Raw genomic sequence first — 13,798 nt, 5'->3', positions numbered from 1 at the left:
TATCTCCGAGGCTTATTGTGTGTACTCATAAAAACCGGATCCGGACTTCATGCCCATCTTGCCGGCACTGACCATTTTCTTGAGCAGAAAACAGGGGCGAAACTTGCTGTCATTGAAGCCCTCGTAAAGAACCTCCAGCGACTTAAGAATCGTGTCGAGACCAATCAAATCGGCCGTCTGAAGCGGCCCCATCTTGTGGCCAAAACAGGACTTGAATAGTGTGTCGACGTCAGAGGGTGATGCGACGTGTTCTTGGACCATGAAGATGGCCTCGTTGACGAAGATCATCATGGCTCGGTTGGTAACAAAACCGGGTGAGTCCTCGACGGTAATGCTCTCTTTATTCAACCGCGCCAACAGAGCACGCATACGATTTAGAGCGTCCTCGCTGCTGCGAAAACCACGGATAAGTTCAACCATCGGCTTGAGCGGCACCGGATTCATCAAATGCACGCCGACGACATTCTCTGGCACCGGCATCAAGCTAGCGACCTGGGTTATCGAAATGGCCGAAGTGTTAACGCCATAGACAGTCTCTGGCGCACAAACTTCAGCCATCTTTTGATAAACTTGCTGCTTAATGTCCCAATCTTCTGTGACATTTTCGATGACGAACCCCGCGTCCGCGATGTCCTCCAGCAATGTGGTGAATGTCAACCGTTCCAAAATAGTCTCGCGCGGTACCGTTAGCTTCCCATGCACTTCGTGCATCTGATACAGGCGTAGGTTCTGCTTGATGTTCTTGGCACAGATATCAAGCTGATCTGTGTTGATATCTACAACGACAGTATCCACCCCATGCAAAGCAAGGTCATGCGCGATCCCAGTACCCATTGTACCGGCGCCGATGACCGCGACGAGTTCGGAGATTGGCTCACATACTGTTTGCTTGGACAGGACCGATAAGTCGCTATTGACCTGAGAACTCATGGGTTTGTTTCCTCATTGCCATGGTTGTAAGGGAACTGAGCTGGAGTTGCGCTGGCAAGAAAGCTGCAGATCGAAGCTGCAGTTGGAACCTCAAGAAAGTTGGCGATCTCTAAGACCGTGCCGAAGCTCTTTTCGATTGCGATTGCCAGTTTGGTGGCTAAAAGGGAGTGACCACCTAACTCAAAAAAATCATCATCCATTCCGACCGGTGCAATACCGAGCATCTGTTCCATCAAACCTGTGACGAGGAGTTCGGTCTGGTTTTCAGCGGGACGAAATGTGGAGGAAAGATCAGGACGTGCGTTGACACTCGTGAGTTCTTTTGGCAGTGCGCTGTCTGAGCTTGGACTTACCTGTTGAGATACGGCAGGAGGTACCGGAAATGGCGTTCTGGAGAAGGGGTAATTCGGTCCGGCAAGGTGAGACGGTACACCGTTACTGTGAAAGACCCGCCAATCGATAGCACCTCCGTTGACCCACAGTTCTGCAAGAAGGCGCTCAAGACCAGGTGATTGGGTTTCTGCCAGGCCGAAGGTTAAGCCATGTCCACCGACAGTTCTTTTATTCTCTGAACAGGCCGGATGCGCTTGCGCCGTGTTGGTCAGCTGCCCAATCCAGAACCCATCATCAGCCAATTGATCGGGAGTTATTGCGATCCCGTTGATATCGCTCAGCACTGTTAAGGGCGTGTGGTGGCGTGATGGAACAGTAGGCAACGCACCAGACTGCGCAAAGGCCAATGCCGAGAGGACACCTTCACTTTCCATCACACCAGCAACGGCCGCTGCGAGCCACAACATATCGCCTTGACCCGCAATAGACGTGATCGATGGCACAGCCGAAATCAGCGTCTTGGCTTGAGATACCAGTATATTGCGTTCACAAGCACTCAGCGCGACCGCGTTTTCATGCCTCAATCGTAAGACAGAACCTGACACCTCATTTGCACCGCAAGTAGGCTCTACTTTCTCAAAGAGCCACTGTCCTTCCTTTCCCTCACTCACAACAATTGCAAGACGATAAGGAAACTCTCTGCGTTTGGTTTGAAGGCAAAATGCCAGACGACTAAAATCATCCCTATTGGATAACGTGCTCAACTGCGCTTGCAGGCGCTCTGCCAGCTCCTTAGCGACGTCTTCTGTCTGGGCTGAGACTGGATAGACTAATGGGCCTTGCGAAGTTGAAGGGGCTGGAAAGTTAGGTGCTTGCTCGATAATAGCGTGAAGATTAGTACCGCCAATCCCAAAAGAACTGACCGCCGCCCGCCGAGGTGTCATTTCAGCTGGCCAAACCTGAGGTTCAGTTGGGATATAAAAAGGGCTTTGCTCCAGCGCCATGTTGGGATTTGGTGCCTGAAAATGCGCCATAGGTGGCACTGTGGCGTTCTCGATGGCGAGGACGCTCTTGATTAAACCGGCGACCCCAGCGGCGGCATGCGTATGACCAATGTTGGCTTTCACGGAACCGAGCGCACATCGTTGTCCTAGCGTCGTGCCAAACGCCTCAACCAAAGCATCAAACTCAACCGGATCGCCAATGACTGTCCCGGTCCCGTGTGTTTCGACATATCCGATAGTGCTTGGATCAACGTCAGCCATAGCCAAAGTTGTGCTAATCAGATCACTTTGACCTTGCAGGCTGGGCGCGGAGAAACCAACTTTTCGATGTCCATCGTTGTTTGCACTAACAGCCCGTACGACAGCGTGAATGTGATCTCGATCAGCCACAGCATCTTGAAGGCGCTTCAAGACCACCGCACAAGCGCCATCACCGAACAGCGTGCCCTTTGCGGCGGCATCAAACGGCCGGCAATACCCGTCAAGAGAGTGGATCATGCCCTCTTGCGCCAAATAGCCTGACTTTATGGGCAGATCTATTGTGACACCGCCAGCAATAGCAACATCACACTCGCCGAACAAAAGGCTCTGCGCAGCCATATGTACCGCTGCTAATGATGTGGAACAGGCGGTGTACAATGTGTATGCCGGGCCATGCAGATCAAGATGAAACGCCACAAGTTGGGCTAACAAGTCCTTGTGTGCGAGTATTCCACGTTCAAACTGCTCAACGCTGTTTCGAGAAAGCATGGCAGACGTTCTGCGAAGCCATTCGGGGTCCTCTGACGCACCAGCAAAGACGCCAATTGAGATCTCTGATCTGATATTGCCACCATAGCCCGCATGCTCCAAAGCATGATAAGCAACCTCATGAAAGACACGTGTCTTCGGATCAAGATGTGCCGCCTCTGCCCGGCTGTACCCGAAAAAGTCAGCATCGAAATGCTCCACGCCTGAAATCACTGGCTTGACTGGCATGAAAGCTGGATTTTTTACAAGCTCTGGATCCCAACCTTCATCAATCAGATCATCCTTGTCGAACCAAGTCTGGCACGCCTTCTTACCGACAGTGGTATGCCAGTAATCTTCGAGGGTCTCGCTTTGAGGAAGACGGACTGCCATTCCGACAATCGCCAAGCCCATGCCAAAATCTGTTGGATCACACGCTACTGACATCACGTTTCCTCCGACTCTGGGCGCGTTTTTGAGACGCCGTCTTGGCACGGTTGCGAACGGCATCAACGGCGCTCAGTCTAGGTTTGGTAGCAGTTTTGTTCGTTTCGGTTGCATTAGAGACGGAGCTTGGCTCTTCTTGACCGGCCCCATAGTGCTTGACGAGCATCGCAACTGTGGTGAACTTGTAAAAATCAACGACTTTGCTGCTGGCCTCGATCTTGGCCAATTTTCCAGCAATCTGTACAATATCGAGTGAGGTGGCACCGAGTTCAAAGAAGTTATCATCAATTCCAACTGGAGCAGTGCCAAGATGGCTTTCGAGCAATGCCACATAGCGTTCTTCCATCTCCGACCGCGCGGCTTTGTACTCAGACGTCAGATTTGGGCGCGGCCGAAGTTCCGCCCTGAGCGGATCAGTATCTGCAGATGCAGTAGAACGCTCGCTATGCATCTGTTCGTGCAACTGCTCGTGGGGGCGCGGACTGAGGATGATCTGCGACGAGGCAGTTGACCGCCCTGCCCAGTTGTCAAACAACTCAATAGCTTCTTCATCAGAAAAACCCGTAGCAAAGGCGCCGTTGACACGCTCATCCAAGATCGCGTTCAACTGTTTCATCACCTCCCGGTTACGGTGCGTGATTGTGATTTTGCCGAAATGCCGCGCGCCAGCCATATATGAGAATGCGTCGCAAACCTCATCTACACCGAAAGTGGTTGCAGGCAGGAGAGGCAAGGCCCTAGCTTCCACCAAGCGCACGAGTTCTCTTAAAGCTCCTCCCGACGCTTCAGGATCCAAACTGTCTCCAAGGGGAATGAACTGCCGGCCACCGCTGAGCAGATCCATCGGCAACCCTCGGCCAGATGAGATATCCTGAACCCCCATTTCGACAAAGCGTCCACCAACAGACAAGCAGCGCATACCTGCTTCCAGAAGCTCCCCAGTCAGAGCATTTAAAACAACATCTACACCTTTGCCGTTGGTGGCAGCCAAAAGACCTGCTTCGAAACTTTCATCGCGCGTAGACCCCACAACAGTGGTGCCCATATCTGCTAGTCGCTGTCTCTTCTCATCCGTCCCAGCCGTTGTGTAGACGCTCGCGCCCAGGTGTGTTGCGATATGAACGGCAGCCAATCCGACGCCGCCGGCTGCGGAGTGGATTAGTACTGTTTCGCCAGGCTTGAGTTTAGCCCGCTCGCGCAGAGCAACAAGGGCCGTTAGGTAAGCAACTGGCAAGGCAGCGGCGGATTCGTATGTACTGTTGCTTGGAATGGCTGCAACAGAACATTCACGCACCGTCAAAAAACGCCGGAACGCGCCAGGCACAGCCGTCATAACTCCATCACCTACGCGGAAGGTCGAAACATCTTTTCCGATGCGGTTGACACGCCCCGCACATTCCAGCCCGAAACTAGTAAAGCCCGCACTTTCCGGTAAATGCCCTGCAGCAAACAACACGTCTTTGAAACTGAGACCAGACGATAAGACCTCAATTTCAACTTCGTCTGCAGCTAGCTCTGTCTTCTCGCAAGTAACGAAACTCAAGCTTTGCAGCACGCCAGGTTCGGCTTGGATCAGATCATAGTTTGCACTCGTTGGAAGCGTGCGCCATGAGCCTCTAACAAGATGTTCTTGGACATCTTCAGGCACACCAACTTCCACTCTTCGCTTAATGACAGCTTGGCATGTTAGGCGATGGCCGGTGTCTCCATGTAAAACCATAGAAAAACTCGGAACCGCTGAACCGCAGCTTTGCGCAGTGATCTCCGCCTTGACGGTTGCACCTAAAGGTCCTGACACGGCCAGCTTTTCAAACGAGAACGGAACTGTATCCAACCCGGTTCCTGCAACGCGGTCGAGAAGCCCAATTGCCACGTCAAGAAGGGCTGGATGAACCTGGATACTCTCAGTTTGCCGTGAGTATTTTGACGGCATAGCCAGTTCAGCCGTGACAAACGACATATCGGCATTGCACTTAATACTCTTGATACACTCCCAAGGGCCAGAATAACTCAAGACGGTTGTATGCAAGTCCTGGAGGCGTACAGACTGTAACTGTCTGCCGTCAGACAATTGTACATCTTGCGAAAGTTCAGCCTCATTCACATAAACGGGCGGTTCGATCGCAGCCTTGCCTTGAAAATGAGTTGTCCATTGGTCATCAAAAGCGTCCGAACAAGAGCGAATTACGATATTAAAGTGATCACCGTCCTGCTCACAATCCACACGGATCAAACACTCCTCGCCCTGAGCCAAGCTTAAGGGGGCAAGCACAATGGCTTCTTCTAAGTTTGCAAGCTCACTCCCAAGAGCCTTCACGCTTTCTAACGCAAGAAACAGATATCCAGTCGCGGGCATAACTCCCGTCTCGCCCAACTTGTGAGCTTCCACGATCCAATCGTTTGAGCGTTGCAGACGGATCAATGTTCTAACGTTCTTGTGACCCAATGCGTGCGATGGCCAAATATCATCTGCTCCACCTGAAAAAAGATCAGAGAATGGAACTGGTTCAGTTTCGGCAGACGATGATCCGATTAGGCGTGCAGCCATCCCGCGGTCTCGCCAAGTATCCCATCCCAACGCCAAAGCGTTGATATGGAAGGTCTTAGAGCAATAGTCCGCAATGGCGTCTAACCAAGCATTGGCAGCGCCATATGCAATCTGACCGGGGCCCCCATTTGCCTCTGAAGCAATCGATGAACAAAAGTTCACCGTGAGCTCTTCGTGCAGAGCTCGATGTCGTTGCAACTCAGCCAAGCAAAGAGCTGTTCCATTGACTTTTGCAGATAGCTCCCTGGACAACGCTTTTTCGTCTAAGGCATGCAGGAGCGTAGAGCCAGCCACGCCCATCGCAAAATCGATATGGTCAGGCTTGCCAAACTGCAGGAGATGATTGCCGATAATCTTCAAATCATCGCGATTGCTGGCATCAAATCGGACGCTCCTCCACATCGAGCCGTGAGTGGCTGATAAGCGTTGGAACACTGCTGCTTGCCTCGGCGAAATTTCCCCTCGCACTAAAACTGATACCTCAGCTTTGGGATGGGTCAGCCAGTACTCGACAAGTGCTGAACCGATGCCACCACGCCCTCCAAAGACCCAAACCTTTGGTGCACTCGGCAACTCAGTACGTTTTGACAATGCATAGCTCAACTGACAAGCATCGCGGACAAAGAGCTTGCCGTCTCGACAGGCCAAGTACGGCCGCTTGTTCGGGCCTTCGAACATCCCTGCCAGGAGGGAGGTCATATGCCATTGCGGCGCGATCCCGCTAGCTGGAAGATCACATTGAGACATGGGCAGGCCCACATGCTCAGTGCGCGCTTGAAGTGCTGCTCCAGCGATGGCACGTGTTGTGGGGTTTGCTATTTCCTGTTGCAGAACCGGGAAGGCTCCATGAGTTAAAAGACAAATCTTGTCATGCGGACCGAAATGCGAAGTCACGCCCTTAAGAAGGTCAAGATATTGCGCCAACAATGCGTTGGCGGCATCGCTATCCGCCAGCGGATCCGCTTGTGACTCTGCGACCAAAAGCCAATATAAAGGCGCGGCCTCAGTCCCACTCCGCCCCAATGCCGCATCACTCCTGTGTTTAACATGAGTATGGGCAATCCCTTGGTTCTTTAGAACCTCACAGAGGCGGTTCGTGGCTTCGGTAGCCATCGGATCAATTGGTACTACGCAAAGCTCATGTCCGCGCGCCAGACGAACATCCGTGGTAGACACCGGCGTCCAGATTGGTTGACGTGCCCACTCACTCTTACTCGCTCGCTTACGGTCCCGTAGCGTTAAAGGCTCGAATGTATTGCCAAATTTCCAGTAGGCCCGTTGCGCAAATGGATAGCCTGGCACTTTGACCTTTTGTCCATCACAATGGTCATCCAGAGCACTCCAAGACAAGTTACAACCGCGGCACCAAAGCTGTGCGAGCGTCCGGCTGAACTGTAGCCAATCACACGAAACCTGATCTACGGGAGGGCTTGGTTCTTTGGGCAAAAGCTCAAACGCGGAATGCGATTTAACGTCCCAACTTGCGTGGCGTTTTGCCAAATTGGATAGGACATTTTGAGGGCCAACCTCAATGAACAAACCGGTCTCAGATAACAGCTCTGAAAGACCTTGTGCAAAGCGTACAGCCTGGCGCGTATGCTGGCACCAATAATCCGGATCCATCGCCTGTTCAGGAGTAATCCAAGTTCCCGTTACATTCGAAATATACGGAATACTTGGTGCCCTTAACGTAATTGCCTGGAGCGCCTTTTTGAAAGCCGGCAGCATGCCGTCCATCATTTGAGTGTGGAATGCGTGCGATGTTTGCAGGCGAACCGCCGAACTAGCGAGATCGGGCATTTGTGCGAAGAAGTCAGCCAGCTTCGCTTGTGGGCCAGCAATAACGCAGGCTTGCGCCATATTAATGGTCGCAACTTCAATGTCTGGCCAACCTTCAAGGACAGTGGCGATCTCAGCCTCAGACATCGGCAGACTATACATATGCCCTGTCGGCTGAGATTGCATCAACCGGCCACGCAACGCAACCAATGACAATGCATCATTTAACTCAAAAACACCAGCAAGTGTCGCTGCGGTAAACTCGCCCAAACTGTGCCCAACCAATGCTTTTGGCGTTACACCAATCGCCATCAGGCATTTCGCAAGCGCAAGTTCCAGCGTAAACAAGAGTGGTTGGACAATTTTAGTATCCCGAAGCCCCTCTTCTATCGGCGCCTCAAAGATGAGATGCTGGGCATCAAAGTCTATATGCGGTTCTAAGCGGGCCAGAAGGTCATCTAGAATTCTCGCAAATTGCGGGACGTTACGATAAAGACCACGTCCCATTCCTATGTACTGTGTACCCTGCCCAGGAAATAGGAACACCGATTGTGCAGGTTGATCAGCAACACATCCGCGTTCCCAATCTGCAAGCAGCATCTCATCTTGCGTGAACGTGGTCTCAACTGGACGGGCTAAAGCGACTGCCCGGTGCGCGAACGTACGGCGACTAGAGCGAAGGGTAAACTCGACATCATCGCAGGATACTCTTTGCGCCTCCGCCTCCCCTATCGTGGTTTGAATGCGCCGTGTCAGCGACGCATCGTCAGATGCCGAGAACGGATAGATGCGTAGTCTATCGGCTCGCTTGGTTTCGTCATTCTTGAATGCACGCGTTCCTTCGACTGAAACACGCTCCGGCGCTTCTTCCAGAACAATATGTGCGTTCGTCCCGCCGATCCCGAACGAGCTGATCACTGCCCGCCGTGCTGTATCATTTGTCTTTTCCCAAGCAGTTGCTTTTGATGGAAAGAAGAACGGCAGCGTCTGCGCATTGATTTCTGGGTTCAGGCGGTTGAAATTGGGGTTTGGCGGCAGCGTTTTATGCTGTAACGCACAAATGGCCTTAATCACACCAGCGACACCTGCGGTCGAGTTCAAATGTCCAATGGTGCCCTTTATTGAGCCTAGGGCACAAGCAGGCTGACCATCTTTAGCAAATACCTGGGTCAGTGCCGCTGCCTCGATTGGATCACCAAGCGGCGTGGCGGTACCGTGCGCTTCGACCAGACCAATAGTCTTTGGTTCTATACCCGCCTCATCGAGGCAGGCGTTGATGACTTCTGCCTGCCCGAGCGCACTGGGAGCCGTGTAACTGACCTTTCGGTCACCGTCGTTGTTGATCGCGCTCGCCTTCAAAACCGCAAGGATCTGATCATGGTCCCGGATAGCTGCGCTTAACCGCTTTAAGACAATGACAGCTACACCGTCACCAGTCACTGTTCCAGATGCGGCCTCATCAAATGGACGACAGTAGCCATCCTTAGAGTGAATCATACCTTCAACGCGCCGATATCCTCGACGAACCGGCATTTCAATCGAAGACGCTCCGGCCAAGGCAACATCACAGTCAGACGACAGTATTGCTTGTGCGGCAACATGGATCGCAACCGCTGAGGTCGAACACGCCGTGTCGATTTGCATCGATGGTCCGGTCAATCCCAATGAATGGGAGATCAGCGCAGTGGGGGCCTGCAAGTTCAAGTTCGATGCTTCGTATAACTCCGTCGCACCATCAACCCCAGCCATCACTCCATTCAACCATATCGGGTTCGCCAAAATCCCAGCATAGAGGCCAACCCGCGTGCCGTGGTTAGTATCGCTCTGACCACTCGCTTCCAGAGCGTCCCAGCAAACTTGGTGCAACAAGCGAACTTGGGGGTCCATCAAATTTGCCTGACGCTCGGAATACCCAAAAAACGTCGGATCAAACTTATGGACATCGTCCAAAAGCCCTTTGATGGGAATATAGCTGTCGTCCAGAAGGTCTTGAGGGGCAACACCATGGGCAATAAGATCTTCGCAACTAAAGCGATGGAGTGCCGAGTTTCCCTTCTTCACCAACTCCCAAAGCTCATCAATATTGGTAGCACCGGGAAAGCGGCCAGCCATCCCAATAACCGCAAGATCATCTTGACGAAAATCTTTTTCATCATCGGGCTGAGTGCTTCTGATCTCCGATTTTCTCGTTGGCTTTGCGGGGCTTAATCCGTCAGCAGCCTCCAAGTGCCGCACCTGATCAGCAATGGTCACGTGGGTAAAAAGCTCCGCGACCGCAATCGAACGCCCCAATGCCTTTGACAACAAACTCTTCAAGCGGATGATGTGCAGCGATGTGCCACCTGCCTCGAAAAACGACGTCGTGTAAGGAATGTCGATCTTGTCCAGTACTTTTTCCCATGCAGAACGCACAGCTATTTCTATAGCGTTTCGATCTGTTGATCTTTCTGACCCGATACCGCGTCCCTTCGGCGGCTCTGAGGATAAAGTGTTGGGACTGATCACTTTTTGCTGGTCATTGACATGTTCTTGCGCAAGTTTTGCTACCAACAAACGGTCGAGCTTCCCGTTTGAAAGCGTGGGGAGCTGCCTGACCTGAACCAGATGCTCAGGCACCGCCCACGTCGGCAAATGCTCAGCAAGCTTAGTGAGAACGATTGAGTTCGATAACTCTTGCTCAGTCCGGATTAGGCCAACAATGCGCTCAGTGTCTTGATGTTTAACGAGAACAACAGATGCCTCACAGATGGCCTCAATCGCCAGTAACCGTTGCTCAATCTCTGATAAGTCCAGACGATTGCCGCGGATCTTTACTTGGCTATCACCACGTCCATAATACAAAAGGGATCCATCAGTGCGCTCTCTGACGAGATCACCGGTAAGAAAGCGCTTTTTGCCTGGATTGAACGGATCATTAACAAAACGAGCCCGATCAAGTTCAGGGCGATTCAAATACCCTGCAGCAACACCAGTTCCCCCAGCGGCCAGGGCACCCAAAGCGCCTACCGGCAATAGGTTTTGGTCTAAGTCCAGAACTTGCAGACTTGTTCCATTGACGGCGTAACCAATTGGGACCGGCTCTTCCACAGGTAGGCTCAAAGGCGTACAAGTCGTGAAGATAGTGTTCTCAGTTGGACCATAGCCATTTAATATCTCTAAGTGCGGAAAAACCTCTAATGCTTGCCGGACATGGGACGTTGACAGCGCTTCTCCACCAATAATGACCTTCTTCATCGTCGCAAAAAACTGCGCGCCTGATGAGAGATGTGCATTAAACAGCGACGTAATGAACCAAGCTTGAGTTATGGATTCTTCTTTTACCCAGCGCGCCAGCAAGTCACTGTCCAAAAGATCGACCCATGAGGGCACAACCAGCTTGGCGCCTTGCGCAAGTGTCGACCACATCTCAAAAACCGAAACGTCAAACTCAAAAGCACTCGTCAGCAGGACACTTTCGCCTGGACTAGGTAGAAGCTCCTGCTGATCGAGCACCAATCGGGGCATAGCTCGATACTGCACAGCGATACCCTTTGGCTTCCCGGTCGACCCAGACGAGTAAATCACATAGGCCAAGTCATCTGGATTTGGTTTGTCCGGCTCCCAAGAGGCCACAGGCTCTTTGATATGCAAATCTTTAACCTGAACAAACGAGCAGGCCGCTTCCAACTCAAAGAGAGTGTGGTCTGAATTTGTAAGAACAAGTTTTGGCGTGCAATCTTCAAGGATCTCCAAGATACGCCCAGAGGGATAGTCACCAGAGATTGGAACATAAGCTGCCCCAACCCTATGTATCGCCATGAGGCAAAGGATAGTCTCGACGGAACGTTCCGTGAGAATTCCGACAAGATCACCCGGTCGCACTCCGTGCGCTGCCAAAGCCTGCGCCTTTTGTTCGACGTCTGCAATCATCGCCCGGTACGTCATCGACCTTTTTGCATCAACCAAGGCGATCTGATCTGGAGATCGCTCTGCTTGGCACCAGATCCGATCCAGTATCGAACAGAAAGTACGATCTTGAACCGCTGCATGGAATATAGATTGACGACGAGTAAGCTCTTCATCCGACAGGTTTTGCAAGCTTGCAAGTTGCGCTTTGGGGTCTGCAATCATCTGTTCTAACAAGCAAGACCACAGGTCAGCGAACGTCCTTGCTAATCCTTGCGAGCGCGCATCCCGAGTAGTTACCTCAAGCCGCAGTTTCCCATCCATTTCGAGCACTGTTGCCGTGACGGGAAACTCAGTTGTTTCATCTAACGACACGGCTTGAACTAGGTCCGATGAGCTACTAAGGAGCTCTGGGTCTAATGGATAATTTTCAACTACAAACAGCGAGTCGAAAACTCGTCCTCGCGCACCTGGATTGACTAATTTCGTGACATCCGCTAGCGAAGCCGATTGATGTTGCGAGCAATCTTGGATATGCGTCTGTGTCGCCAAAACTGCTTCATCAACCCGATCGGACCCCTCAAACGCGACCCGTATCGGCAGGGTGTTGATGAACATGCCAACCGTCTTATCTGAGTTGACGGTGGCAGCGCTCCGACCCGAAAAGACCGTACCGAACAATGCTTCAAAGCTATGCGTCCACCTTTGAACAAGAAGCCCCCAAGCAGTGTAGTACAATGCAGCTGGTGTCACCGACACAGTCGAACAGAAGCGGGTAATCTGAGAAATACAGTCGAGTTCTTTAGTGTGCTGTTCTTTAACTAAAGTAGCTTCACACGGTTCAGGCTGAGTGCCTGATGCCATAAGAAAAGAAGGTTCAGCAGATTGAAGGTTAGTCTTCCAAAACTCGCCATCATGTCGGATTGTGTCTTTGGACGGCAGGAGAGATTTCGGCGAGGTCTGCAGCCTTTCCGGAGTACACTCTAACCCTTTTGAGTAGTCCTCAAAGACCTCCTTCAAGCAAATAGCAAGGCTCCAGCCATCAAGAAGGATGTGGTGCCATGATAGTGCAAGCGCCGCACTCTTCTTTCCTTGCACTAGGCAAATCTGGATAGGTGCACGCGCGACATCATTGCTGCTTCTGCTCTTGTCCAGCCATCCTTGAAGCGCGTTTTCCAGATCACAGTTTTTTTTGCCAGACACATCAATGATCCTGAAAGGTGCAGTACCATCTGGCTTTAAGATCATTTGTACAGGACGGCTCAATCCTTCCCAATGGAAGCGTGCACGAAGCCCGGCATGCCTATCGAATAAGGCTGTGAGGACATTGCGGAGCCGATCCACATTTATGGGATGTTTTAAGCGTACAACCGCTTCTTCCAGATAAGCATCGTCATCTGGATATTCGATCGTCCGCAAGAGCAAGGCTTCCTGTAAGGACGACAGAGGGAGAATATCATCGATGTTTGAAGTCAAGGGAAATGGCCTTGGAAAAGTAAAAAAGTAAAACTCAACACATGCTCACAACTCACCGCGCAGTGGCGCTGTCAGTCATGAAACGCCTATCTGATACGGCGCAAAAACTTTCATGAATCTGAGAGCAAATCTGAGCGTTTTTTTTGAATCTTTTGATCGTCAGCAAAGCTGTCAGCTAGCTTTCCAGTTACAATTTTTGCTTGAGATCTGGCCTCTCCAATACCTGCAATCTCGCTTATTTGAACCAGACGGGAATTACTCAAAGTACTAGATGACATTTTTACACCTATAAATTGTACAATTCACTTTTTTATATTCATTGAAGTATGAATTACATTCAAAACAAGTATTATATATGAGTCAATATAGCTTTAGATGAATTATTTTACATCTTTCCATTATAATGCTTATCATAATTTGAAAATATTGAGTACTTTAGCTAATTTATGCCTGACATTTTATTTTTATCTTCGAATCATCTTCAATGAAACGATCCTACTCTGGGTGCGTAGTAGATTATTTTCTTGCATCATTTGTTTTGTAGAATTTTCTTTCAAGTCCCAACTGGACCAAATACGATGGAGTGGACGCCCTCCCAGCCAGGCATCGCTTTATGCCAAGATAGCGTTGAGGATATAGCGCGAGAGGAGATGTGATCATGGAAGTT

At 51.2% G+C, this 13,798-nt stretch carries 4 protein-coding genes; all 4 read right to left on the bottom strand.

Annotated features, from left to right (window positions below):
- Positions 1-12: 12 nt before the first annotated feature.
- Positions 13-930 (bottom strand): 3-hydroxyacyl-CoA dehydrogenase NAD-binding domain-containing protein, encoded by a 918-nt coding sequence (locus PPL9_RS22555; protein WP_082597050.1) that lies wholly within the window; start codon positions 928-930, stop codon positions 13-15.
- Positions 927-3,443: a polyketide synthase gene (locus tag PPL9_RS22550; protein WP_057464838.1), complete on the bottom strand. Its 2,517-nt coding sequence runs from the start codon at positions 3,441-3,443 to the stop codon at positions 927-929. The genes PPL9_RS22555 and PPL9_RS22550 overlap by 4 nt, the downstream gene beginning before the upstream one ends.
- Entirely contained in the window at positions 3,427-13,131 is a 9,705-nt protein-coding gene (locus PPL9_RS22545) for a hybrid non-ribosomal peptide synthetase/type I polyketide synthase (RefSeq protein WP_082597046.1), read from the bottom strand. The genes PPL9_RS22550 and PPL9_RS22545 overlap by 17 nt, the downstream gene beginning before the upstream one ends.
- Positions 13,132-13,241: 110 nt before the next feature.
- Entirely contained in the window at positions 13,242-13,409 is a 168-nt protein-coding gene (locus PPL9_RS32535) for a hypothetical protein (RefSeq protein ID WP_161831427.1), read from the bottom strand.
- Positions 13,410-13,798: the final 389 nt, after the last annotated feature.

Origin of the sequence: Pseudovibrio sp. POLY-S9, from assembly GCF_001431305.1 — a bacterium.
Taxonomy (GTDB): domain Bacteria; phylum Pseudomonadota; class Alphaproteobacteria; order Rhizobiales; family Stappiaceae; genus Pseudovibrio.
The sequence above is the reverse complement of the archived record's forward strand: the minus strand, read 5'-3'. Positions and strand labels throughout refer to the sequence as shown.